Origin of the sequence: Leptothrix ochracea (assembly GCF_041083635.1) — a bacterium.
Taxonomy (GTDB): Bacteria; Pseudomonadota; Gammaproteobacteria; order Burkholderiales; family Burkholderiaceae_C; genus Sphaerotilus; species Sphaerotilus ochraceus.
In genome coordinates, this window is sequence record NZ_JBFPHB010000022.1 from 1 (window position 1) to 23348 (window position 23348).

Genomic DNA, 23348 nt, shown 5'->3' on the forward strand with positions numbered 1-23348 from the left:
TGAAACACCTCAGCGCCGATGATAGTGTGCATTCGCATGTGAAAGTAGGTCATCGTCAGGCACCCCTCTTCTAAGAAGAAACACCCAAAGCCCTCCTCGTGAGGGCTTTAGGCTTTGTGCTTTTGGATAATTGATCGGTTGATATAAATGAGCCAACGATGTGGCTCATCGACCTGCAGTTAATCCATCAAGACCTTGGTGATGTCTTTCACCAATTGAGGCCCCTTGTAGATCAGACCGGTGTAAACCTGTACCAAATCTGCGCCTGCAGCTCGTTTACTCAGGGCATCTTCAGCGCTCAATATGCCACCGACACCCATGATTGGAAAGGCTGCGCCTAAATGGCTGCGTAATTGTCGGATCACAAGATTGCTGGCTTCAAAAACAGGTCGGCCCGATAACCCCCCGGTTTCATCAGCATGTTGAAGGCCCGTCACGGCCTTGCGACTGATGGTGGTGTTGGTAGCAATGACGCCGTCGATTTGATTTTTCAGCAGGGTTTGGGCAATCACGGCAATCTGGGTTTCATCAAGATCGGGTGCGATTTTGACGAAAATGGGGACGCGGCGTTTGTATTGCTGTTCCAGCAACCCTCGGCGTTCTTGCAGAGCTCCCAGCAACTGATCAAGGGCCTCATCGCTTTGTAGTTGCCGTAGATTGGCCGTATTGGGACTGGAGATATTGATCGTGATGTAGTCAGCGTGGGGATAAACCCCCGTCAGACCGATCAGATAGTCATCGGTCGCCCGTTCAATCGGTGTCGTGGCATTTTTACCGATGTTGAGGCCAATCAGTCCACCTTGGGCGCGAAAACTATAAGCTTTTTGAACATTGCTCAAAAAACTAGCCAGACCTTCATTGTTGAACCCAAGGCGATTGATCAGCGCTTCAGCTTCGGGTAAACGAAAAATCCGAGGTTTGGGATTACCCGGTTGCGGCTTGGGTGTGACGGTACCAACTTCAATAAAGCCGAAGCCCATGGCCCCTAAACCATCGATGGCCCGGCCATTTTTATCCAATCCAGCCGCCAAGCCGACGCGGTTTGGAAAGGTCAATCCAGCGAGCTTGATCGGAGCTTGGTCACGGGCGCAGGCCCAAAAACGTTGCAAAGGGGTGTTTTGGAAACGCTCCAAGGTGTTGAGCGTGATTTCATGGGCATGTTCGGGATCAAGACCAAACAAAAAGGGGCGGGTCAGGGCGTAGGGAATGAGACTCATAATCCTGATTGTCCTTTTTTTCAGACTGTTTACCCATGACACAAGACGAACTTAAAGCTTTGGTGGCCAAGGCTGCGATCGATTACGTTGGTACCGGCACCATCATTGGTGTGGGAACGGGCTCGACGGTCAATCATTTCATCGACGCTCTAGCCTTGGTCAAAGATCGCATTGCCGGCACGGTGTCGAGTTCGATTCAAAGCACGGAGCGTTTGCGTGCACACGGTATTCCCGTCTTGGATGCCAACGAGGTGGAAACCCTGAGTGTCTATATCGATGGCGCTGATGAAATCGATCATCGCGGTCACATGATCAAAGGCGGTGGTGCGGCCCTGACACGCGAGAAAATCGTCGCTGATATGGCCGCGCAATTCGTGTGTATTGTGGATGCCTCCAAGCAAGTGGATGTTCTGGGGCGCTTTCCGCTGCCCGTCGAAGTGATCCCCATGGCTCGGGCTCAAGTGGCGCGTCGTTTGCGTCAGCTTGGGGGTGAGCCGACATGGCGTGAAGGTGTGGTCACGGACAACGGCAATCTGATTCTGGATGTTCGGGGACTGAAGATTACGGATCCGCTCAGCATGGAGCAGGAGATCAATCAATGGCCTGGGGTGGTCACTTGTGGCATTTTTGCGCGCCACAAGGCTGGCGTTTGTTTGATGGGGACCGCGCAGGGCGTGCAGACGCTGCGGTATTGAAAAAGGCCCCTTGTGGGGCCTTTTTTGTTGTGATCAGTAGTTGAAGGAGTACGTCACCATCAGCATGGTGGCGCTCAAATCGGGTACAACTTGCACGCTGTCAAAATAGGCTGGACCGCCCGTAGGCTGTTGGGAGGTTTGCGTGTAGCGCTCCAACCGCAATCCCAGCTCCTCCTCATGGCCCAAGGTAAAAGCCAGTTTGGCGCCGACAGTTTGGGCCTTCAGCGTCCCCAAGCGTCGATCGGCTGAGGCATATGCCATGGTGGTGCTGTGGGTTGTCTGGTTGTAATCGACGCCATCCACCAACCATGGGCGGTAGAAATTGGCAGCTCCTTGGCGGTAAGAGCGCCAATGAGGTTCGATGTAGAACCCTGCTGAAGGGACTTCGAAGCGGTAATGCGCGTCCACCGTGTGTGAGGTAATGCCCCAGTCATCTCGGTACAAGCGGTAGGACACATCAATCACATCCTCGCTGAAAGGATGGATTTTGTTTTGCCAAAACAAGCTGGCCCGTGTCCGACTGGAAGGGCGGCCTTCCGTGACAAAAGCATCGCCCACTGGATTGCCTGTCACGGGGTTAATCACTGAAACGATCTTGTAAGGATCGGTGAAATAGCCCGAACCGACTTCCAAGCCCAGATTGACTTGGGTGAGCCAACGCCGCGTCATCACTTGGGTCACACCGACCAAGCCACTGAGGACCGTGCGTGATGCGGATGTGCTTGCGCTACTGCTGCAACTGACGGGTCGGCCTGAGGCCGAGGTACATGTTTGGGCAACGACGGGGGTGGCTGGGGTGGCGTTGGGTGATTGCAGGGCGTTCGGTGGACCACCCTTCGGACTGATTTGGTCGTATTCCAAACCGACACCGTAGCTGAGCGTGGTGTTCTTGTCATTGAATTCACGGGCGACGGCGGCATTGCCTGAGACGGAGAAGAAATCTCCTTCCACCGAGAGTCCACCGCCAAGACTCAAACGTTGATCCCGTCCCCAAGGGCGATCCAGACCCCCTGACAGAGAAACGCGGTGGTCTTTGAAGTTGGGATCGACTGGAATGCTGTTGGCGGGTGTGACGTAGCTGCTTTGACCTGAGGCACCGGTGTGGGTGACCGCTGTTCTTTGTGGAACACCGCCAGTCGGTGATGCGCCGCTGACAGCGTCGAACGTCAATTTGAGGGACACCGTGCGGTCATAAGCATCGGTGCGATGCATCGACAGCATGGGTTCATACGCGGAGACACCGCCATGATCTTCGTGATAAACGTACAGGGCTGTATCGGCTTGCCATGGTGCATTCGGCACAGTCAGGCCCGAAGCTTCAACGCCGCCGCTCGCACCGAGCAAGCCTGCTGTTGCCGTGGCCAAGGCCCGACGTACGGGCACCTTCGATGATGGGATGGTCAGTTGCATCCGCAACCTCCACCACCAAATCCACGCCCACCGGTGGCGGCTTCCTTGCTGAAGTAGCTGTGGTCATCCGCCGCAGCGTCCAACGCTGAGGTCGTGAGGGCCATCGACGGTTTGGCCATCAAGTCACGCTCCCAAGGCGAGACGCCCATGGTGGAGCATCCGCCAAGACCCAGAGATAAGCCAAGGACACTCAGTCCGGCAACAGTTCGAAGGGAGCGAGATTTCATGGTGCGGTCGATAGAAAGATGAACGGCAGCAGGCACATGCCCAAGTCAAGCATGCGCGACATGATGCGTCTTGTGCATTGCCACGATCTTAATAAGTGCCATCCACCGAGCCATGCCGTGCAAATGGGGGCTTAAACGGTTGTTTCGACGGGGATGTCGTCAAACAACAGGCACCCGTGCACGCTGGCGTGCATGGATGTGTAGAACGCACCGGCGAATAGCAGCATCACGGGTACCAAAACAAACACGGCGAGTCCCCCCCCTGCGCCGAAGAGCGACAGCAAGACACCGATCAGCAGCGACAAAATGAGATCGGCCAAGACCCACGAAACCAGATAGATGACAAAGGGCTTGATGTTCCGCAGGCTCGCCAGTCCGCTGGCGAAAAGTGCTTTGGCCACGCTCGTACCAGGCAGCCGGTGCAGGATGACTGGGGCATGCCAAAACAACAAGGCGACCGGTAAAAGGCAAAGCAGTCGCAGCAGCATGCCGGATTGCAGTCCATGGAAAGCGGCTTCGCTCAAAGTGTCGTCGCTGGCCGGTTGCTCGCGCAGCGCGGCACGCCAATGCTGATGGAAATCGGGATCAATCAGGTCCGCCAGCACCAGCATGGCAATGCTCGCCACGGCATGAAGACAACCCAGAACGAGCAATTTTGAGCGGCTGGCTGAGCGCAAAGGTGCCAGCAATGTCAAGGGAGAGACGGGTTGACCGATGCTCAAAGCGGCGTTGCAGGCAACCCAACCCGCATTCAAGCTGGGCACCAGAATCAGGACCACGATGGGGCCGATTTTCTGGATACCGAGCAACATGCCGAAGGCAAAAAACATGAAACCCATCAAGGCCAAATGGGCCATGGGCTGGCGCAGCAGCAAGGTCACGCCAGCGCGCATCCATGCCACACCTTCCAGCGCAGGAGCAGTACGCAGATGCATCTCAGCGCAACCAATGCCAAGGGTTTTGGATCCGCTCACGCAAGATGCGTTCGAAATGGCGTGGATCATGGGGTTTGAGCAAACGGGCCTCCCGGGGCATGTGAAAGTCCCAAAGTCGCGAAGTCCAAAAACGCAAGGCGCCCGCGCGCAGCATGCTGGGCAGCAAGCGGATCTCGTCGTGGCTCAAGGGGCGTTCTTGGTCGTAAGCGCTGATGAATGCCTGTGCACGGGTTTCATCCAAGCGTCCGCTGTCGAGGTCGATGCACCAGTCGTTCAGGCAGACGGCGATATCGAAGAGCCACGCATCGACCCCGGCAAAGTAGAAATCGAAAAAGCCGCTCAGGCGCTCATGGCCGACGGGTCCGTCGAACATCACGTTGTCGCGAAACAAGTCGGCATGGATCGGACCCCGGGGCAGGGCTTGGTAGGCGGCAGAAGCTGCCAAACTGTGTTGAAAGGCCAACTCGGTCGTGATCAAAGCGTGCTGATGCTCATCGAGGAACGGTAGCAGTGTGGGGATCGTTTCATCCCACCAACCCAAGCCCCGCAAATTGGGTTGGTGTTGCGCGTAGTTTTGTCCGGCCACATGCATGCGAGCCAACATGGCTCCGACTTGTTCGCAGTGCGACACCGCCGGTGCCAGTTGATGTTGGCCGGCGAGCCGGTTCACCACAGCGGCGGGTTTGTCACGCAAGCGCAGCAGCACGTCACCGTTGGTCTCTGCCTGGGGCTTGGGTACGGGGATGCCGCGCTCCGCCAGGTGCTTCATCAAGTGCAGATAAAACGGCAGTTGCTCGAAACCCAGGCGTTCAAAGATGGTCAGCACCCAAGCATGACGCTGCCCATCACATTCCGTGTTGAGAAAGTAATTGGTGTTCTCGATGCCGGCTTGGATGCCGCGCAGATCAATCAAGCGTCCAAGCCCCAGTCGGGTGACCAGGGTTTGGGCTTCTTCAGAGGAAACTTGGGTAAAGACAGCCATGATCAGTCGGGATGCCCGCTGCGGTGCATGCAAGGGCCGCCATTGTAGGCGGGCGCCTCATGGGGGCCGTGTGAGGTCTTGTCAGTCGTGTGCAATCCGTCTTCGGGCACACTCACGCCTCTGGGGTGCCCACGTCGGCTTTTGTTGGATGGGGCCACCGATGATGTTTTTCGACTGCGATCCGAACCGATGAATGCCAATCCACAGCACCAAGCTCTCCAACCGATCCAGCTTCACCTGGGTAAGTCCGTGGCCAAGCCACTGACACCGTCTCCCGAGCGTGCTGCAACGCAGCGTTGGAGCGTGGATGCCGTTGAAGCGTTGTTCAATCTGCCCTTCAATGACTTGATGTATCGGGCGCAGCAGGTGCATCGCGAACACTTCAACGCCAATGAAGTGCAACTCTCCACGCTGCTGTCGATCAAGACCGGGGGCTGTCCAGAGGATTGCGGTTACTGCCCGCAATCGGTGCATCACGAAACCGGGGTCGAAGCCAGCAAGATGATGGAGCGCGATGCGGTGATGGATGCCGCGCGCAGTGCTCAGGCTTTGGGGGCGACCCGTTTTTGCATGGGAGCGGCTTGGCGTGCGCCCAAGGATCGGGACATCGAAAAGGTGGCCGACATGGTGCGCGGCATCAAGTCCTTGGGCATGGAAGCGTGCTGCACTTTGGGGATGCTCAATGGTGAGCAGGCTCGTAGCCTCAAAGAGGCGGGCCTTGATTACTACAACCACAACCTTGATACCGCCCCTGAAACCTACGGCAACATCATCACCACGCGCGATTATCAAGACCGGCTTGATACCTTGGCCCATGTGCGCGATGTGGGGTTGTCCGTGTGCAGTGGGGGCATTGTGGGTATGGGTGAAAACCGGCGTGATCGCGCTGGCTTGGTGGCCCAGCTGGCGAACCTAGAGCCTTATCCCGAGTCGGTGCCGATCAATGAGTTGGTGCAGGTTGAAGGCACACCGTTGCACGGTACCGAGGCCTTGGATCCGTTCGAATTTGTGCGCACCATTGCTGTGGCACGGATCACCATGCCGACCGCACGGGTGCGGCTGTCAGCGGGACGCCAGCAAATGAGTGAAGCCGTCCAGGCCTTGTGTTTCTTGGCCGGAGCGAATTCGATCTTCTACGGGGAAAAATTGTTGGTCACGGGCAATCCTGATGCTGATCGTGACCGCGCGTTGCTGGACAAGCTGGGCATGACAGCGGCTCTTTGATCGGTTTCCTACCCTTGGATGAAAGGTCGCCTTGTGATGACGAACCTCCAGAAAATCAGAAAGCGTCTGCGGCCTTTGCTCATGGGTTTGAGCATGGCTTTGGGGGCGTTGGCGCTGGTTTGCACCGCACCGGTGGCCCATGCCAAGCCCAAGAGCAAGAGCAAGGCTGCATCCAAGGGATCTAAAAAATCCGGTCGAGGCAAGGGTGCCAAGGCAGCAGTGCCCTTGAAAATGCCGCCCCAAGCACCTTTGATGACGCAAGGGCGGCGTTTTCGCGATTGCGAAGACAACGACTGCCCGTGGTTGGTTGAAATTCCGGCCAGCCATTTCCGGATGGGGTCATCGCTTGATGAGTTGGGCCGCAGCTCGGATGAAAGTCCCCAGCATCCGGTCACCATCAACTACCGCATGGGGGCGATGGAAACCGAGGTGACCCGGGCCCAGTTTGCGGCCTTTGTCGAAGATACCCATCACGAATCCCAAGGCGGGTGCTGGGTGTGGAATGGCACCAAGGTGGAGCAAGATCCGGCGCGCGATTGGCGTCAGCCGGGGTTTGATCAGACCGATCAAGACCCGGTGGTTTGTGTGAGTTGGGAAGACGCCCAAGCGTTTGCTGGTTGGCTGAGCAAGCTCACCGATCACACTTACCGCTTACCCAGCGAGGCGGAGTGGGAATACATGGCGCGTGCGGGGCACCGTGATAGCTACGGCTTCGAGGGCGATAGCCCAGCGCAGTTGTGCGAGTACGCCAACGTCGGGGATCGAAGCATTCGCGAAAGCGTGCCGGACTGGAAGATCCCGACGGCTGAATGCAACGACAGCCATCCCTACACCGCCCCGGCTAAAAGCTACAAGCCCAACGGTGTTGGCCTTTTTGACATGCATGGCAACGTCTGGGAATGGGTGCAGGATTGCTGGCATCCAGACTATCGCGATGCTCCCGCCGATGGCAGTGCGTGGTTGCATGGCTGTGCCGACGAGCGGCGTATCGTGCGCGGCGGTAGTTGGTTCGATGGACCGAGCTTTTTGCGTGCCGCCAGCCGCAATCGAGCTCCCGCGACTGTGCGGGGGCAGTTGGTGGGTTTCAGACTGGTGCGGACCCTGCCGTGAGCGAAGCTGGGGCTTGTGCCATCAGCCAAGCTTGCAGCGCGGGGGCGGGCATGGGCTTGGCAAACAAGTAGCCCTGGCCAAGGTGGCAACCCTGTTCCTGGAGCAGTTGCCACTGGCCCGTGGTTTCGACCCCCTCTGCCACCAAGGTCAGTCTCAAGCTGCGACCCAAGACGATGATGGCTTGACTGATGGCCGCATCGGTGGGGTCGGTCAGGATGTCGTGCACAAAAGCGGCATCAATCTTCACCCGCTCCAGCGGCAAGCGCTTAAGGTAAGACAGCGACGAATAGCCCGTGCCGAAATCATCCAGCGAAAAACGCAGTCCATATTTTTGCAGCGCGGCCATTTTCTGGACAACCGCATCCAAGTTGTCCAGAAAGATGCTCTCGGTGATTTCAATCACCAACTTGTTGGGGTCCAGTGGGATGGTGTGCAGCAGATGGATCATGTCGCTGACGAACGAGGGCCGCATGAACTGGCGTGGTGACACGTTCACCGAGACGGAGAGTCCTGCGGTCAACGGATGGGCTTGCCACGCCACCAACTGCTGACAGGCGGTTTCCATGATCCACGCTCCCAAAGGCTGAATCAGGCCGCTGTCTTCGGCGATGGGGATGAAATCAAGCGGCGAGATCCAGCCACGCTGCGGGTGGTTCCAGCGCACCAGCGCCTCGACGCCCAAGCAGTGCCCTTGGGCATCCACCTGCGGTTGGTAGTGCAGTGAGAATTCGCGTTGAGCCAAGTCGCGATAGAGATCTTGTTCCATGCGCAAGCGGGCGTTGAGTCCTGCTTGAAGGGTGGGATCAAAGAAGCGCAGGGTGTTGCGTCCGGCTGATTTGGCTTGATACATGGCCATGTCAGCACGCTTGAGAATTTCATCGACCGACACGGTATTGCCACAAAACAGCGTGATCCCTAAGCTGGCGCTGCTGCGATGGATGTGGCTTCCGAGGACGTAGGGTTCTGCCAAGCTGCTGATGAGCTGATCACCAATCACGGCCGCTTGCGCAGCAGCGTCTTCGACCGATTCGCTCAAGTGACCCAGCAAAATCACGAATTCATCGCCCCCAAGGCGCGAGATGGTGTCGCTGGCATGCACGCTTTGACGCAGGCGATCAGCGACTTCCATGAGCATGCGATCGCCGACATCGTGGCCCAAGGTGTCGTTGAGCGTTTTGAAGTTGTCCAGATCCAAGAAAAGCAGGGCTTGGTATGCACCGGGTGCTGGGGCTGGATGGCTGACACATTGGCGCAAACGATCCAACAGCAAGCGGCGATTGGGCAGTTTGGTGAGCGGGTCGAAAAAAGCCAAGGTATGGATTTCTTCCTCTGCGGCTTTGCGTTCGGAAACGTCTTGCATCGTCCCGATCGAACGCAGGGCACGACCATCCGCATCAAAACGGGTCTCACAACGCGTTTCGACAAAACGCGTGCGACCGTCGGCCAGCAAGAGTCGGTGTGTTTGATGGTATGGGGTTCGCTGCGCCAAGGCCTCTTGGTAAGACTGATCGACACTGGGGCGATCGTCTGGATGGATCAGCGAGAGAAAGAAGGCATATCCAGCCGTGCTTGGCAGGGCATCGATCTCGCAAATATGGCCTGTTTCTTGGGACCAACTGAGCAAATCGGTGTGCAGATCGAGTTCCCAGCTGCCCAGATGGGCCAAGTGTTGGGCTTCATCCAAGCGCTCTTTTTGCTGCAAAAGCACGCCTCGTGAGTGTCGAATCGACCCGAGGTACGAGCTCAAGCTGGCGCCGATCCCGACGATCAAGGTACCGATCAGCACCAAGAGCGCGAAAAAGGTTTGCCCCTGCTGTTGCAGGATGGCCAATTGGGGCAAGGGCGCCATGACCGTGAGATGGAGGTCGTACTCCTGCAAAGCAACGTCGCTGCGCAGGTAAGGATGCGGTTCTTGATGGATGCGCCACAGCGTGTGGTTGGCCTCACCAAAGATCGGTGTATTCCAAGGCTCTAGCGCCAAGGGGGGGAAGGCATCGCGCTTGTAGGTTTGCTGACGCTGTATGGCGGTCAGATGATGAATCGCTGCCCCGGGGAGGGTATGCATTTCCAGACTTTTGTCGTACGCAAGCACAACCACCCCATAGCGATCTGAAAGAAAAGCATGGGCTTGGTTGATCCATGACGACAAATCTGGCATATCGATTTTCGCGACCACAAAGCCGATGAAACGACCTTGTTCTTCGATGGGCGCCCCAAAAAACAGGCCACCAACACCCGTGAGTCGGCCCACGGCGAATTGGTAGTTACTCCGGCCTGCACGAGCCTCTTGAAAGATGAACCGATCGGCATAGTTCGTCCCAACGCAACCGTGGCTGACATCCTGCCGGCCTGAGGCGAGGCAGTCGCCATTGGCATCGCCGACCCAGAGCGAAGACAGTTGGAATTGACTGGCGGCAAGCACGAGATATTGCCGCAGCTTTTGGGTCACGGGATGGCGCAACAGCCGCTCTTGGCGTTGCTCCAAGGTGTTGATCGATGACGACATCCGTTGTCGATCACGCAGGAGTGCAAGGACGCTGTCGCGGATGAAGCCGTTTTGCGCCATCGTGATGGCCACACCTGTGCCCCGCAGTGAGAGGATGCGCCGCACGCTGGTGGCGGTGCCTTGACTGTGCTGATGGATTTGTTGCTGCTCGGTGCGGATCACCTCGGCGATTTGTCGATCGCGGTAGGTGTTCGCAAGAAACCACGCAAGCAGCACCCAGAACATCAAGATCCCTGCGGAGACCGCCAAGCGGTGGAGCCACCGCTGGGGTTCTGTCGATGCAGGCTTGACCATGATGTCAGGATCGGGACGCGTGAAAGGGGGTGTCAGTGCGGTGTTGCCGTCTGCATGCTTCGACGGATCAACAACGCACTCGACAAGCTACTCAGCACCAGTTTGAGGTCTGGACTGAGATCCCTCCGCAGCCACACTTGTGGCGATGGCAGGAGCGATACGGCACCGATATGCACGTCGTTTTGCAGGAATTCAAACCCCAAATTGCGCGGACTTGGTGGTTGATTCTCAAATTGGCGCAGTGCCCGGATCAGGATTTGGTTGCCACGGATGTCTTGAATCATGCCGCTTTCGAGCGCTGAGCCTTCGTTGCCATCGGGGTTGTAGACGATGAACTCCCATGCAAACTCACCGTAATTGAGGATGCCACTGAGGGATTTGAAGGTCGGGGCCGGCGTGTTGGGTCGAAGGGGGGTGATGCTGCCCGCAAACGAGTTGGACTGATTGAAATCGCTGGTGAAGGCCCCGTTGACCCAGTGAAAACTTGCGTTGCGCAGGATGGTCATGCCCAGCACTTCGGCGCGCTGTTCTTGGGGACCTTGCTGGGTAAAGCTGAATTTTTGGCGCGCTTGGGTCAATTGCGTCGGATTGACCACCATGAAGTCTCGCTCGCGAGACCAGCGGGCTTCAAGATGGTGGGTGGTGTAGTCGCCGAACTGGGGCGAAGGTTGAGCTGGGTTGTCGGTTTGCAAAGCCACGGCTAAGGCATCGCTATGCGCACGCAGATCGCTGGCCATGAGCAGCGGTGCTGCTGCTGGTGGTTGGGTGGATGTGGCACAGGCACCCAGCAAACCAAGGGCGGTGAGACAAACAAGGGCGGGCAAGATCTTCATAACAATTCAGGGGCTCGATATTTCGTCGTTGGAAGTGTGATCAGCGTTGCCATGCTGTCACTGGATCGGCGTCTTGCTGATGGTGAGGCTGCATATTCTTGCCCCAGCATGTGAAGGATGGGGGACCTCTACGGGTTTTGGAAGGAGGGGCGTGATGGTTTTTGACGTTGCCAGCCTTGGGCCGTGAGGCAAAGCACTTCGCTGCGCAAGGGCGGGTGGTCCAGATCCCAATCCGAGAGCACGTGACGCCCGTGGCTTGCCCCCAACGCTTGGGTTTGCGGACGATGGGTGTGGCCGTGGATCAAAACGGGGCAGTCGTGTGTGTGCAGCAGCGCCAGTGCGGCGACCAGATCGACACCGTCATCGGTGGGATCCACCGTGTGATGTGCATCTTGGTGGTTGGCCATGCTGGCTTGGCGCATGGCGCGTGCGATCTCGCGCCGTTCAGTCAAGGGTCGCGCCAGAAAAGCCTGTTGCCAGTCCGGGCTGCGCACCATGGCGCGAAAGCGTTGGTAATCGCTGTCTTGGGTGCAGAGCTGATCGCCGTGGCTGAGCAAGAAGCGTTCACCCCAAGCGGTGCTGAGCACGCAAGGATCGTCCAAGGCGTGCCAACCCAAGGCACCCAACAGGTGAGACCCGACCAGAAAATCGCGGTTGCCGTGCAGAAAACCAACCCAGCGACCTTGGCTGGCCTCGGCCAGCGCTTGCATCAAGGCGTGTTCGGGTGCGTCTTTGAGGAAGGCAGCGTCATCGCCGATCCACGCTTCGAACATATCGCCCAGCAACAAGACGGCTTGAGCGGGGGTGTGGCGCAGGTGTTGCAGCAAGACTTCGAGCGACGCAGGTGTGGCGTCGCACAGATGCACGTCGGAGATCAAATCGATCCGCTGCCAAGCGGTGGGGGCGTCAAGGTGGGTGATCACAGGGGACGAGCTCGCAAACGCAGGTCCGGCCCACCCGCCACGGGGCTGACTTCGACCCATTCAAGCAACGGGGCGTGGGCGAGGCTTTCAAGGGGGCCGAGCGCGGCCATGGGCAGCCCTGCGCCGATCAGCTTCGGCGCGAGGTAGACGAGGTATTCATCCACCAGCCCAGCACGCACCCAAGCGCCGTTGAGTCCGGCCCCGGCTTCGACATGCACCTCATTGATGCCTTCTCCGGCCAAGTCGTCCAGCAAAGCGGCCAAGTCAACATGCTCGCTCATGGGGTCTCGGCCCTGTTCTTCTGACCGCCGTGCGGGGAGCGAGACGATGCGGATGCGTTCGGGCTCTTGGGTTTCACCCAGAAAGCTGCGGGCATGGGCCAGACGCAGCGGATCACCCACGCCGGTGTAGATCCGCACCCGTCCTGGGGCGGCCAAGATGCGGGCCTGGGGCTCCAGACGCAGACCACCGTCCACCACCACCCGCAGGGGCTGATGGGTGGTGGCGACCAGCCGAACATCAAGGCGTGGATCGTCGGCCAGCACGGTGCCGATGCCGGTCAGCACCGCCCCAGCGCGCTTGCGCCACGCATGGCCATCGGTGCGTGCGGCGGCGCTGGTGATCCATTGGCTGCGGCCGTCGGGCAGGGCGGTCCGGCCATCCAAACTGGCGGCGACTTTGAGTCGTACCCAAGGGCGCTGGCGCACCATGCGCGAGAAAAAGCCGATGTTCAGCTCGCGTGCTTCGTGAGCCAGCAAGCCGACATCGACCGTGATACCGGCGGCGCGCAGCCGGGCCAGACCTTGGCCAGCGACCAGCGGATTGGGGTCACGGATGGCCACCACCACGCGGCCCACACCCGCTTCGATGAGCGCGTCACAGCACGGCGGGGTGCGACCGTGGTGTGCGCAGGGCTCCAGCGTGACGTAGGCGGTGGCTCCTCTGGGGTCGTGGCCTTGCTGCCTCGCGTCGCGCAGGGCCATGACTTCAGCGTGGGGACCGCCCGCTTGTTGGGTGTGACCCTCACCGAGGGTTTGACCGTCTTGTCGGACCAGCACGCAGCCCACCCGGGGGTTGGGGTCGGACAAGCCGATGGCGTGTTGGGCCAGCGCCAAAGCGCGCTGCATGGCCAGGTGGTCAGGGGTCAACGGTGGGTGCGAAGCGTGCGGCACGGCAGGATGTTGGGCTAGGGTTGATGGGCCTGCGTCACCAAGGGCAGAGGCGGCAGCACGCCGCTTGGATCAGGGCTGAGGTTGTAGGCTGGGCAAGGGGTGGCGGCGCGGACCACCAGAAAATTCTGATCGGCCAAGGAGCCGCTGACATCGGTGTAGCTCAGGGGATGTTCGGCGTTATCGATGCGTCCGTTGCCGTTGCGATCTTGGCTGTAGCGACAGACGCGCAAGCTCCAGCCGCGTCCCAACACATCCAACCGACCCGACCAGCGCGCCGGGTTGCCTGCGGGTTGGACCAAGCAGTTGTAACTCACGATGGTTTGGAGGATCTGCGTTGGGGTGGCCACGGCCGGGGCATCGTCGAGGCATTCGACGGCCGGGTTGGGGTGCCCGGTGCTGGTGAGGCTGAGCTGCATGTCGAGATCAAGGGCGGGGCTTGGAGGGTTGGCCACATCGGCGGCGCTGGGATTGTCGCTGTTGGTGGCAAAGCGCACGTAGCCTGCGAGTAAAAAACCGCTGATCAACGTGCAGCCGCTCAAGCTGCTGCGGGTAAGCTGGCTGTTGTTCAGGCTTGGGTCGCTGTTGCAGCGGCTGGTGACGAGGCCGCTTCTGGCATCGAACAGCCAGACCACAGGCCCGTCCATGCGCGGCTTGAAGGCGATGCTGCCATCGCCCAAATCCTTGGCCTGAAGGGGGATGCTTGGATGACGCTTGAGCGGTCGATCTGCGCTCGGGCCACGCCATGAAGCGACGTCAGGGGCCAGCATCACCGCACCAAGGACCTCGGGGGGCATCTCGTTGAGCAAGGTGTTCAGCGTCAGACTTTGGGGTGCGGCTTGCGCGGGGATCCAAGTCAAGCGGATGTCGGCATGGATGAGTTGCGACAGTCCTGTGCCCGTTGCCCAAGGCTGGAGGCTGCCGATTTGCTCATAGCGGGTATCGGACTGGAGCAGTGTGGCGCTGGTGTTGGTGGATAGGGCCGCGCCCCATGCACTGCGTAAACGCTCCAGCTCATGGCTGGCCAAGCGGGCGGCTTGGATGCGTTGGCGGGCCAAATCACCACTGCTGCGCAACACCGCTTGGAAGCGCATCAGACCGACGATGCCGATGCTTAGCACCAAGGTGGCGATCAGGGTTTCGAGCAGCGAAAACCCAGTCCATGAACGACATCGGGGCCTCAAGGTGGTCATGATCAACACCTTTCATGGTTCGTGATCGCGCCAGCGGCCGGGCAGCATCACCCATGTGCCGGCGTCGAGTTGCAAGCGTTGCAGCACGGTGGGGTCGCGGCTCATGACGATGCGACCGTCGATCAGGGCGTCGCTCTGCACCACGGCGGCTCCGTCCAAGGTGGCCGGTGTACTGGTCGGGGTGCCGGGATGGCGCCAGCTCAGGCGTTGCGTGAGGATAAAACCGTGGATGTGGACCTCGCCTTGCAGTTGCAGGTGGCCGTCCACGACCAAGATCACCGGCTGATCGGCTCGGCCCACGGTCAGCGGGCCCGTGAGACGCACATCGCCCCGCAGCCACAAGGCGCTGGCCCCTTGGTCGAGTGCGGTTTGGGTGGCGCTTGCGTCACAGATCCCGCCAGCACAAGCGGGCAGGCTCCAGTGCGGCAGCTTGACCAAGCTGCCGCCGGGCAGCCCGAAAAGGTGCAGCGGCCAGTCGGAGGTCAACAGATTCGGGGGTGGGGTGGGGGTGGTGCCCGCTGCTGGATTTTGCAAGCCGGAGTCGAAGGCCAAGACCGACGCCTGTGGTGGGCTGCCGGGCAGACCCATGAGCTGCACGCTGGTATCAAACTGGATGTTGCCGCCGGCATCGAGCGTCAAGCCCATGCTTTGCGGATCGGTGTTGATGACCGCCGCTGGGCCGTGGGCCTCAATCATGCCGCCGGCACTCAAGGTGGCTTGCGGGGGCGAGCGCAAAGAGCCGACCGGGGCCAAGACGATCTTCACTTGGGCTTGAGCCTCGGCGGTTTGATCGCCGCCGCAGCCCAAAGCTGGGTTGGCGCAGCCGGTGCTGATCAGTTCGATCTGACCGGCCGGCGCGGGCGATGCGAGGGCTGCGATGCGCACGCTGAAGGCAGGATGATCCCCGTCTTGCAAGTTGGGGTCGGGCAGGGCCAAGGTGGCCGAGCCTTGATCGGGACATGCACACTGCCACGAGCCCCCTTGCATCAAGCAGGCGGGCTGCGAGGGGTTGGTTTGGGCCGCTTGGTGGCGTCCGGTCGCTGGGTTGAAGCGCAGCAAGCGTTGCCTGAAGCTGAGAGCGGTTGCACCGGCGGTGGTCTCTGGCTGACAGGCGCTGTTCAACCGTGTGGAGGCTGCCAACATGGCGCTGCCCCAAGCGCGACCGGCTTCGGCGGCTTCAAAGGCCATGAGGCCACGCACGCCGTGTGCTGCACCGCGCATCTCGGCCCACTGTGCTTGGTGGGCATAAACGATCATCAGCGCCAAGCTGGTGAGCAGCACCAAGACCAAGCCGAGCGTGGCTGAGCCGTGAGAGCGTGGTGCTGTGGTCATGACGGGCAACGCCCAAGCGCCTCGTCGTTGCGCAGCAGGGTGTAGGCGCTCAGGCTGCGCCGCACGCTGGGGTCTTTGGTATCCACGCCGTCGATGTCGATCTGCACACCCCGGCGCAGCAAGCGTGGGGGGCATTGCAAGTCGCTGGCCGCACAGCTTTGGACGCGGCATTGCGCGATCAAAGACACGACTTGGACAGTGGGGGTCATCTCCAACCGGGTGATGTGGACCGCAGCGGGATCGGTCAGGGCCTGCCAGTTGTCGTTGCTGGCCAAGGCCAGTGCGCCGCCTGAGAGTCGGATGTCTGTACCCCGTTGGCTGGTGTTGAGCCGAAAGCCGAAGCGCTCTTGGTTGCTGGCGAGTGAATCCTCTTTGGGGTCGCGGCTGTAGCTGTAGCCGATGTGGGAACTCACGCCTGCGGGGTTCTGATCCACCGGAAACAAGCCGCCATAAGGGTTGGCTCGGCCCGGTTCGTCCCCGGAAGCGCCCCAGTAACCAGCGCGGCGCAGATCGCGCGCGATCAGATCGACGCTGTGGCGCAGCGTCTGATGCAGTCGGGTTTCAGCGTGCAGGCGTTTTTGCTCGGCCAAGTGCATCAACACCAAGCTGCTGGCGCTGATCATGATCAACATGTTCAAGGCCAACGCCACCAGCATCTCGATCAGGCTGAAGCCTGCTTGTATGAAGGGAGGTCTGAGTCTCCTCATGGCTGTCCCCAGCAGCGCCGGTTGATGGCGGCGGTGTTGCTGAGCTGGGCATCGGGCCCAGACACCATCTGCCGGCTGCCGGCGCTCAGCGTCACGCCCAGTCGTTGGCACGGGCTGTCGTCCGCTTGTGCCCCTTGGGCGATGGCCGTGATGCTGTAGGCGCTGCTTTCGGTGCCGACCACGGTGCTTAGGTTGAATTGATAAAGACCGTTCGGCGTGGTGGCTGGCAAGTCCAAGCCGCCAGCGCCAAGGATGTCGGTGTAGCTGGGCTGGAACGAGCGCCGCCGCTCTTGGGCTTGCTCGATCTGCATCAAGGCGCTGAGGGCTTCCATGCGCCGGCTGCGCAGCACGTGGTCGCGGTAGCTGGGCAGGGCCAGCGTGCTGAGCAAGGCGATGAGGCCGCACACCACCACCAGTTCGAGCAACGTCCAGCCGCGTGGGATGTGATGCGTGCGGTGCGTGTGGTGGCCGTGCATCGCGTTCTCCATCAACAGGCGGGCACGCCGCTCATCTTGCCGGCCGCCATGCATACGCGCACCCGGCCCATGATGTTGACGACATGGCGCAGGCGCAGGCTGCCATCGGCGTTGCTCAGATCCAGGCTGCCGGCTGGGCTCACGGTGCCTTGGCGCGGATCGACCCGCAGCGATTTGACGTTGGCGCTTAACTGCACGCGGGGGGTGTCTGGCATAAACACACTGCGCAGTCGCAGCGTGCCGCTCTGGCATACCGCTTGACCCGTGTCCGTGCAGGTGCAGGCATCGGCATCACCCGTGTGGACCACATAACAGCTGCCGCCAGCGGGCGTGGTGGGTAAGCTCAGGCGCAGACCTTGACCACTGGCCACACTGCGGGCGCGCCACTCGTGCATGTCGGCTTGCAACTGCATCGAGAGTCCTTCGAGCTGGCGACGGCTGAGAAAGCTGCTGAGCGCGGGCAAAGCCTGCCCCAGCAAAAGGGCGCCGATGCTCACCACCACCAGCGCCTCCACCAAGGTCCAACCCCGGTCCGGTGTGTTCACGCTGTCCTCCCGTGTCCTTGATGCGTTGAACGCACTCTAGGCCGACAAGTTCAGTCGTTGCTATCCCTCTTTAGATGGGGTCGAGGGGGGGTGGATGTTTGGCGCTCAGATGTCCTGAATCAGCCGTTTGAACTCGTCCACGTCTTCGAATTGGCGGTAGACGGAGGCGAAGCGGACGTAGGCCACTTTGTCGAGGTGTTTGAGCTCAAGCAAGACGCGCTCGCCGAGTTCAGCGGTGGAGACTTCGCTGCTGCCGCTGGAGCGAAGTTGGTCTTCGATGCGTTCGAGGGCCGCGTCGATGCGGTCCACGCTGACGTTGCGTTTGCGCAGCGCCAAACCCATCGAAGCCCGCAGCTTGCTGCGGTCGTAGTCCACCCGGTCGCCGTTTTTCTTCACCACCGCCGGCAGGCTCAGTTCAGCCCGCTCGTAGGTCGTGAAGCGTTTGTCGCACTGAAGGCAACGGCGGCGACGCCGCACGGTGTCCCCTTCGTCCGATTCCCGGGTCTCGACGACCTGGGTTTCGGGGTGATTGCAAAAGGGGCAGCGCACGGTTGGTCAGGATCAGCGGTAGACCGGGAAGTCGCGCGTCAGTTGCGCCACTTGGGCCTTGACGCGTTCGATCACGGCCTCGTCGTTCGGGGCTTCGAGCACGTCCGCGATCAAGTTGGCCACCTGACGCGACTGCTCTTCCTTGAAGCCGCGGGTGGTCATCGCCGGCGAGCCCAAACGAATCCCGCTGGTCACGAACGGCTTTTGCGGGTCATTGGGGATGCCGTTTTTGTTGCAGGTGATGTGGGCACGACCCAAGAGGGCTTCGGCTTCCTTGCCGGTCAGGTTCTTCGGGCGCAGGTCGACCAGCATCACGTGGCTTTCGGTGCGACCGCTGACGATGCGCAGACCGCGCTCGATCAGCGTGTCAGCCATCACGGCGGCGTTCTTGACCACCTGTTCCTGGTAGGCCTTGAAGGCGGGTTGCAGCGCCTCCTGGAAGGCCACCGCCTTGCCGGCGATCACATGCATCAGCGGGCCGCCCTGGATGCCGGGGAAGATGGCCGAGTTGATCTTCTTGGCGATTTCTTCGCTGCGCATCAGGATCAGACCGCCGCGCGGGCCGCGCAGGGTCTTGTGCGTGGTGGTGGTCACCACGTCCGCATGCGGCACCGGGTTGGGGTAGACGCCGGCAGCGATCAGGCCCGCATAGTGCGCCATGTCCACCATGAAATAAGCACCCACGGCCTTGGCAACCTTGGCGAAGCGCTCGAAGTCGATGCGCAGCGCAAAGGCCGAAGCGCCGGCGATGATCAATTTCGGCTTGTGTGCGTGCGCCAGTGCTTCCATGGCGTCGTAGTCGATGTCTTCAGCGGCGTTCAGGCCGTAGCTGACGACCTTGAACCACTTGCCCGACATGTTCAGCGGCATGCCGTGGGTCAGGTGACCGCCTTCGGCCAAGCTCAGACCCATGATGGTGTCGCCGGGCTGCAACAGACCGAAGAACACCGCTTGGTTGGCTTGCGAGCCGGAGTTGGGCTGCACGTTGGCGTATTCGGCGCCGAAGAGCTGCTTGGCGCGGTCGATGGCGAGCTGCTCGACCACATCGACGTGTTCGCAGCCACCGTAGTAGCGCTTGCCGGGATAGCCTTCAGCGTACTTGTTGGTCAGCTGTGAGCCCTGCGCGGCCATCACGGCCGGAGAGGTGTAGTTCTCAGAGGCGATCAGCTCAATGTGCTCTTCTTGGCGGCGCACTTCGGCGTCGATAGCACGGTTGAGTTCGGGATCGATATGGGCCAGGGTATGGGTGGCGCGGTCAAACATGGGCGGTCCTGTGGATCATGGCTAAGGTTGCATCGACTGCCCAGGCGCACGGCGTCATGCAAGATCCCGTCTCGGCGGGTCGGCAGCCGCGCTCCCCGGTGGTTGACCACCTCGGAGGGGTTTGGGATGGCAAAAAGTGCCAAGCATCCCCTCTGGATCGCCAGTTGCGCGGCGGCGCGAGTGTAGCGGATCGGGGCCGTGGGTGGGCCCCGATCATGGTCAGCGCAGGGCCAACCGGGTGTTGCGCTGACCGGTGGCCGGCGCTTCGGGAGCGACTGTTGGGCTTGGCAGATGCGCTGTGACCGGCACCGATAGGCCTTGGGCGATCTGGTGCAGGTACTTGTGCTCGGCCAGTACCTTGTTGGCGTAGCCACCGTCATCGGTCAAGTTGGTGGCGCCCACATAACGGCGCAAGCCGCCTTCGAGTGACCCGCCCGCACGGGTGATGCACTCTTTGAGCACTTGCACGCCCACGCGCAAATTGGTCACCGGGTCAAACGCAGCGTGGTTGCCACCGAAGACCTCGTACTTGGCGTCATGCACCCGGGTCATGACTTGCATCAGCCCTTGAGCGCCGACGGCGCTTTGTGCAAACGGATTGAAGCCCGACTCGATGGCCATGACCGCCAAGATCAGCGTGGGTTCAAGTTTTTCGCGATGACCCATGCGCCACGCTTCCTGCACCAGTCGGCTGACGGGTTCAGGGGCCACGCGGTAACGGTGCGACAACCACTTGGCCACGGAAGCCTGTTGGCGGCTGAGCTTGGCCGGATCAGCGGCTGTGGCGCGATCAACCGCGTTCAAGTCCCCCCAAGATGCATCCAGCGCATTCAGTTCGGTGCTGCTGCCAGCATCGGCCAAAGTGCGCGCGGCTTGACGCTGTTGCAGCCAAGTCAGGGCTTCGGCCTCAAATTCGGTGCCCAAGTCAGATCGACCGAAGACGATCAAAGCGACGGTGAAAACGCCCACGCCCAGAAGGGCCATGGAATGATGACTGAGTGCGAGCAGCTGTCGCCCGCGAGCTGATAAAGAGTCTCGAGTTGACGTTACAGCTGCCCACGGTGCTCGAGTCCACGATTGGAATGTGTCCATGACACCCTTTCCTATCCAGTTACTGGAGCGGCGCCAGGGTGTAACGTCCGGCGCCTCGATAATGCTCCTGCACTGCTCTCAATCGGTCCTGTGGTGTCGTTTGTGACTTTTTTGGCGAAATCCGCGATCACGCCTCTTGTTGGGCGAGAAAAGATCGGGATTTAAGGATCCGTAAAGAGAGAGTAGACAACCCCCCGGTTGTCAAGAGCTAGGCCCCTATTTTAGGGGGTGGCAAATAACTGGTCAACCTAACGGCCTGCTTGTTATATTTTGTTTCGTGATGAGATACACCGATTTGCGCGAATTTATCGAAGCCTTGGCCCAACAGAACGAGCTTCTGAGGGTGTCGGAGCCTGTCTCGACCCACTTGGAAATGACTGCTCTGTCCGACCGGGTGTTGCGCAGTGAGGGGCCCGCTTTGCTTTTCACTGCCGCACAGCATAAGGGTAAACCCGCATTCATGCCCGTGCTGACCAATTTATTTGGGACGCCGCGTCGCGTCGCACTGGGCATGGGGGCCACGGATGTGAGCCAACTGCGCGAGATCGGTGAGTTGCTGGCCAGCCTCAAAGAGCCCGAACCACCGCGTGGCCTGAAGGACGCCGGTCGGCTCTGGACCTTGGCCAAAACGGTGTGGGACATGAAACCGACCCAGGTTCGTAAACCGTTGTGTCAGCACGACATCGTGGTGGGTACCGACATTGATCTGACGCAGCTGCCGATCCAGCATTGCTGGCCGGGCGATGTGGCACCGTTGCTGACTTGGGGGTTGGTGGTGACACGCGGACCGCAGTCGGTGCCTCGGCCACGCACCCGGCAGAACTTGGGCATCTACCGCCAACAACTCATCGGGCGACGCCAACTCATCATGCGTTGGCTGGCGCATCGGGGTGGGGCGTTGGATTTCCGCGAATTTGCGCAAGCCAATCCGGGTCAAGCGTTCCCGATTGCGGTGGCTCTGGGCGCCGATCCGGCCACGATTTTGGGTGCGGTGACGCCCGTGCCGGATAGTTTGTCGGAGTACCAATTCGCTGGCTTGCTGCGCGGCTCACGCACCGAACTGGCCGGAAGTGGCGTGGGTGAGGGGGCTTTGAGATTGCAGGTGCCGGCCAGCGCTGAGATGGTGCTCGAAGGGCACATCCCGGTCGCACCCAAAGGTTTTGAAGGTCGCTCGGAGTTGGGCGTGCCCCTGTGCGAGCGTGGTGGCTATTTGCACGCGCTTGAAGGGCCTTACGGTGATCACACCGGCTACTACAACGAGCAAGACTGGTTCCCGGTGTTTGAGGTCTCACGCATGACCTTGCGTCAGAACCCGATCTATCACTCGACCTATACCGGCAAGCCGCCCGATGAACCCGCCGTGCTGGGTGTCGCGCTCAATGAAGTGTTCGTGCCGATCCTGCGCCGGCAGTTCCCCGAGATCGTTGATTTCTACCTGCCGCCTGAAGGGTGCAGTTACCGGATGGCGATCATCAGCATGAAGAAAAGCTACCCCGGGCATGCCAAGCGCTTGATGTTCGGGCTGTGGAGTTACTTGCGCCAGTTCATGTACACCAAGTTCATCGTGGTGGTCGATGAGGACGTGAACATCCGCTCTTGGGCCGACGTGATCTGGGCGATCACCACCCGGGTGGACCCTGGGCGTGACACCACGTTGGTGCAAAACACGCCGATCGATTACCTTGATTTCGCCTCGCCGGTATCGGGTCTGGGGGGCAAGATGGGGTTGGATGCCACCAACAAGTGGCCGGGGGAAACCGATCGCGAGTGGGGGCAGACCATCACCATGGATGCCGAGGTGACTCGAAGGATGGAGGATCTGTGGACTCGGCTGAGTCCGCAGAGTACGTCAGGTCGTCACCCATAAACCGATGAGTTCATGCAAGGCGGCGTGCATGGCTTTCATGCCCGAGCCGCTGGGCATCCAGTTCAGCAGCGGGATGTCGTCGAGCGAAAGTTCGCTCACCGGGGCCGGGGTGATTTGAATCTGCCCTGCCGCAGCGGTTTCAAATTGGCGCAGTGCGCGCGGCATATGCAGGGCGTGGGTGACCAGAATGATGTGTTCCACGCCGTCCCGCATCAGCAGCGGCACCATGAGACGGGCGTTTTCTTCGGTGTCGCGCGAGCGGGGTTCGAGCCAGCGGGGCTCTAAGCTGTACTCTTCGCGCAGGATGCGGTCGGCGATCACGGCTTCGCTGGTTTCGCCAGCTTGAGCCCAGCCCACGCCACCGCTGTAGGCCATGGGCAAGTGGCTGTGGCGTGCCAGCCACACACCGTAGCGCAGCCGCGTCATCGAGACTTCACTCAAATTGGCCTGACCGTAATCTGCGGCCATGGGGTCTCGACCGCCACCAAGCATGACGATGGCCACGGGATGTTCAGCGGTGGAGCGGCGGCTTAAAGTATCCAGTGTGGCTGGACTCAGGGCTGCTGGGGGCTTGAGAAGCCAATCTTGGATCAGAACGGCGGGGGCGAGGCTGCATGACAGCCAAAGCAGTATCAGCCCTGACACACTCAGCCCCATGCCGGTGCGGGGATGCTTTCTGGCGATCAAGGCACCGGCGAACAGCCAGCCCATCAGCGGTACAGGAGGGAGCACAAGAGCACTAAGAAAAGGTTTGCAACTGGCCAAATCGAGCATGTTGTAGGCAAGACCTCGATCAATG

Annotated in this window: 22 protein-coding genes and 1 riboswitch; of the genes, 4 read left to right on the forward strand and 18 right to left on the reverse strand. The window is 60.4% G+C overall.

What is annotated here, in order from left to right; genetic code table 11:
* Positions 1-179: 179 nt before the first annotated feature.
* Positions 180-1217 (reverse strand): quinone-dependent dihydroorotate dehydrogenase, encoded by a 1038-nt coding sequence (locus tag AB3X39_RS08940; protein WP_369417070.1) that lies wholly within the window; start codon positions 1215-1217, stop codon positions 180-182.
* A gap of 35 nt (positions 1218-1252) precedes the next feature.
* Between AB3X39_RS08940 and rpiA the strand changes: the two genes are divergently transcribed.
* Positions 1253-1912 (forward strand): ribose-5-phosphate isomerase RpiA, encoded by a 660-nt coding sequence (gene rpiA, locus AB3X39_RS08945; RefSeq protein WP_369417023.1) that lies wholly within the window; start codon positions 1253-1255, stop codon positions 1910-1912.
* Between the two features lie 33 nt (positions 1913-1945).
* On the opposite strand, the gene AB3X39_RS08950 is transcribed toward rpiA, so the two are convergent.
* From AB3X39_RS08950 to AB3X39_RS08965, 4 genes are all read right to left on the reverse strand, one after another.
* The gene (locus AB3X39_RS08950; protein WP_369417024.1) at positions 1946-3322 is read right to left on the reverse strand and encodes a DUF3570 domain-containing protein; all 1377 of its coding nucleotides are present in this window, start codon (positions 3320-3322) and stop codon (positions 1946-1948) included.
* A complete protein-coding gene (locus AB3X39_RS08955) occupies positions 3313-3549 on the reverse strand; it encodes a DUF4266 domain-containing protein (RefSeq protein WP_043909546.1) in 237 nt (78 codons plus the stop codon). Before AB3X39_RS08955 ends, AB3X39_RS08950 begins: the two co-directional genes overlap by 10 nt.
* A gap of 131 nt (positions 3550-3680) precedes the next feature.
* Positions 3681-4484, reverse strand: coding sequence for a BPSS1780 family membrane protein (locus AB3X39_RS08960; protein WP_369417025.1), 804 nt, complete (start codon positions 4482-4484; stop codon positions 3681-3683).
* A 1-nt stretch (position 4485) separates the two neighbouring features.
* Positions 4486-5466: a homoserine kinase gene (locus tag AB3X39_RS08965; RefSeq protein ID WP_369417026.1), complete on the reverse strand. Its 981-nt coding sequence runs from the start codon at positions 5464-5466 to the stop codon at positions 4486-4488.
* A gap of 189 nt (positions 5467-5655) precedes the next feature.
* Between AB3X39_RS08965 and bioB the strand changes: the two genes are divergently transcribed.
* Positions 5656-6690, forward strand: a complete 1035-nt coding sequence (gene bioB, locus AB3X39_RS08970) for a biotin synthase BioB (protein ID WP_369417027.1) — start codon at positions 5656-5658, stop codon at positions 6688-6690.
* Positions 6691-6726: 36 nt separating this feature from the next.
* A complete protein-coding gene (locus AB3X39_RS08975; RefSeq protein ID WP_369417028.1) occupies positions 6727-7800 on the forward strand; it encodes a formylglycine-generating enzyme family protein in 1074 nt (357 codons plus the stop codon).
* On the opposite strand, the gene AB3X39_RS08980 is transcribed toward AB3X39_RS08975, so the two are convergent.
* The 12 genes from AB3X39_RS08980 to AB3X39_RS09035 form a co-directional block, all read right to left on the reverse strand.
* Positions 7775-10600, reverse strand: coding sequence for a bifunctional diguanylate cyclase/phosphodiesterase (locus AB3X39_RS08980; protein WP_369417029.1), 2826 nt, complete (start codon positions 10598-10600; stop codon positions 7775-7777). The two genes, AB3X39_RS08975 and AB3X39_RS08980, sit on opposite strands and share 26 nt — an antisense overlap.
* A 32-nt stretch (positions 10601-10632) precedes the next feature.
* Entirely contained in the window at positions 10633-11433 is an 801-nt protein-coding gene (locus AB3X39_RS08985) for a hypothetical protein (RefSeq protein ID WP_369417030.1), read from the reverse strand.
* Positions 11434-11561: 128 nt separating this feature from the next.
* Positions 11562-12356: a UDP-2,3-diacylglucosamine diphosphatase gene (locus AB3X39_RS08990; RefSeq protein WP_369417031.1), complete on the reverse strand. Its 795-nt coding sequence runs from the start codon at positions 12354-12356 to the stop codon at positions 11562-11564.
* A complete protein-coding gene (ribD, locus tag AB3X39_RS08995) occupies positions 12353-13483 on the reverse strand; it encodes a bifunctional diaminohydroxyphosphoribosylaminopyrimidine deaminase/5-amino-6-(5-phosphoribosylamino)uracil reductase RibD (protein WP_369417071.1) in 1131 nt (376 codons plus the stop codon). Before ribD ends, AB3X39_RS08990 begins: the two co-directional genes overlap by 4 nt.
* Before the next feature lie 59 nt (positions 13484-13542).
* Positions 13543-14718, reverse strand: a complete 1176-nt coding sequence (locus AB3X39_RS09000; protein ID WP_369417032.1) for a type IV pilus modification PilV family protein — start codon at positions 14716-14718, stop codon at positions 13543-13545.
* Between the two features lie 12 nt (positions 14719-14730).
* Complete coding sequence (locus tag AB3X39_RS09005) at positions 14731-16050, reverse strand: hypothetical protein (RefSeq protein ID WP_369417033.1); 1320 nt, start codon at positions 16048-16050, stop codon at positions 14731-14733.
* Complete coding sequence (locus AB3X39_RS09010; protein WP_369417034.1) at positions 16047-16757, reverse strand: PilW family protein; 711 nt, start codon at positions 16755-16757, stop codon at positions 16047-16049. The genes AB3X39_RS09005 and AB3X39_RS09010 overlap by 4 nt, the downstream gene beginning before the upstream one ends.
* Entirely contained in the window at positions 16754-17233 is a 480-nt protein-coding gene (locus AB3X39_RS09015) for a type IV pilin protein (RefSeq protein ID WP_369417035.1), read from the reverse strand. Before AB3X39_RS09015 ends, AB3X39_RS09010 begins: the two co-directional genes overlap by 4 nt.
* An 11-nt stretch (positions 17234-17244) precedes the next feature.
* On the reverse strand, positions 17245-17778 hold the full coding sequence (locus tag AB3X39_RS09020; protein WP_369417036.1) for a Tfp pilus assembly protein FimT/FimU: 534 nt from the start codon (positions 17776-17778) through the stop codon (positions 17245-17247).
* Positions 17779-17883: 105 nt separating this feature from the next.
* Entirely contained in the window at positions 17884-18327 is a 444-nt protein-coding gene (nrdR, locus tag AB3X39_RS09025) for a transcriptional regulator NrdR (protein ID WP_369417037.1), read from the reverse strand.
* A 12-nt stretch (positions 18328-18339) separates the two neighbouring features.
* Positions 18340-19590 carry a serine hydroxymethyltransferase gene (gene glyA, locus AB3X39_RS09030; RefSeq protein ID WP_369417038.1) on the reverse strand — a complete coding sequence of 417 codons (1251 nt, stop codon included), beginning with the start codon at positions 19588-19590 and terminating at the stop codon, positions 18340-18342.
* A 31-nt stretch (positions 19591-19621) separates the two neighbouring features.
* Positions 19622-19768: riboswitch (ZMP/ZTP riboswitch) on the reverse strand.
* A 41-nt stretch (positions 19769-19809) separates the two neighbouring features.
* On the reverse strand, positions 19810-20574 hold the full coding sequence (locus tag AB3X39_RS09035) for a lytic transglycosylase domain-containing protein (protein WP_369417039.1): 765 nt from the start codon (positions 20572-20574) through the stop codon (positions 19810-19812).
* A gap of 388 nt (positions 20575-20962) precedes the next feature.
* Here AB3X39_RS09035 and AB3X39_RS09040 point away from each other — a divergent pair, with 388 nt between their 5' ends.
* The gene (locus AB3X39_RS09040; RefSeq protein WP_369417040.1) at positions 20963-22549 is read left to right on the forward strand and encodes a UbiD family decarboxylase domain-containing protein; all 1587 of its coding nucleotides are present in this window, start codon (positions 20963-20965) and stop codon (positions 22547-22549) included.
* Here the strand turns inward: AB3X39_RS09040 and AB3X39_RS09045 are convergent.
* A complete protein-coding gene (locus tag AB3X39_RS09045) occupies positions 22532-23281 on the reverse strand; it encodes a YdcF family protein (RefSeq protein WP_369417041.1) in 750 nt (249 codons plus the stop codon). The two genes, AB3X39_RS09040 and AB3X39_RS09045, sit on opposite strands and share 18 nt — an antisense overlap.
* Positions 23282-23348 lie beyond the last annotated feature (67 nt).

What these genes read in the sequence shown, in the direction of transcription:
- AB3X39_RS09035 (WP_369417039.1), bottom strand. Translation starts at nt 20,574, where the DNA reads ATGGCCCTTCTGGGCGTGGGCGTTTTCACCGTCGCTTTGATCGTCTTC.
- AB3X39_RS09040 (WP_369417040.1), top strand. Translation starts at nt 20,963, where the DNA reads ATGAGATACACCGATTTGCGCGAATTTATCGAAGCCTTGGCCCAACAG.
- glyA (WP_369417038.1), bottom strand. Translation starts at nt 19,590, where the DNA reads ATGTTTGACCGCGCCACCCATACCCTGGCCCATATCGATCCCGAACTC.
- AB3X39_RS08940 (WP_369417070.1), bottom strand. Translation starts at nt 1,217, where the DNA reads ATGAGTCTCATTCCCTACGCCCTGACCCGCCCCTTTTTGTTTGGTCTT.
- AB3X39_RS09005 (WP_369417033.1), bottom strand. Translation starts at nt 16,050, where the DNA reads ATGACCACAGCACCACGCTCTCACGGCTCAGCCACGCTCGGCTTGGTC.
- AB3X39_RS08950 (WP_369417024.1), bottom strand. Translation starts at nt 3,322, where the DNA reads ATGCAACTGACCATCCCATCATCGAAGGTGCCCGTACGTCGGGCCTTG.
- bioB (WP_369417027.1), top strand. Translation starts at nt 5,656, where the DNA reads ATGAATGCCAATCCACAGCACCAAGCTCTCCAACCGATCCAGCTTCAC.
- AB3X39_RS08960 (WP_369417025.1), bottom strand. Translation starts at nt 4,484, where the DNA reads ATGCATCTGCGTACTGCTCCTGCGCTGGAAGGTGTGGCATGGATGCGC.
- AB3X39_RS09000 (WP_369417032.1), bottom strand. Translation starts at nt 14,718, where the DNA reads ATGACCACCTTGAGGCCCCGATGTCGTTCATGGACTGGGTTTTCGCTG.
- AB3X39_RS09015 (WP_369417035.1), bottom strand. Translation starts at nt 17,233, where the DNA reads ATGCACGGCCACCACACGCACCGCACGCATCACATCCCACGCGGCTGG.
- AB3X39_RS09010 (WP_369417034.1), bottom strand. Translation starts at nt 16,757, where the DNA reads ATGAGGAGACTCAGACCTCCCTTCATACAAGCAGGCTTCAGCCTGATC.
- rpiA (WP_369417023.1), top strand. Translation starts at nt 1,253, where the DNA reads ATGACACAAGACGAACTTAAAGCTTTGGTGGCCAAGGCTGCGATCGAT.
- ribD (WP_369417071.1), bottom strand. Translation starts at nt 13,483, where the DNA reads ATGCAGCGCGCTTTGGCGCTGGCCCAACACGCCATCGGCTTGTCCGAC.
- AB3X39_RS08975 (WP_369417028.1), top strand. Translation starts at nt 6,727, where the DNA reads ATGACGAACCTCCAGAAAATCAGAAAGCGTCTGCGGCCTTTGCTCATG.
- AB3X39_RS08980 (WP_369417029.1), bottom strand. Translation starts at nt 10,600, where the DNA reads ATGGTCAAGCCTGCATCGACAGAACCCCAGCGGTGGCTCCACCGCTTG.
- AB3X39_RS08965 (WP_369417026.1), bottom strand. Translation starts at nt 5,466, where the DNA reads ATGGCTGTCTTTACCCAAGTTTCCTCTGAAGAAGCCCAAACCCTGGTC.
- AB3X39_RS08955 (WP_043909546.1), bottom strand. Translation starts at nt 3,549, where the DNA reads ATGAAATCTCGCTCCCTTCGAACTGTTGCCGGACTGAGTGTCCTTGGC.
- AB3X39_RS08985 (WP_369417030.1), bottom strand. Translation starts at nt 11,433, where the DNA reads ATGAAGATCTTGCCCGCCCTTGTTTGTCTCACCGCCCTTGGTTTGCTG.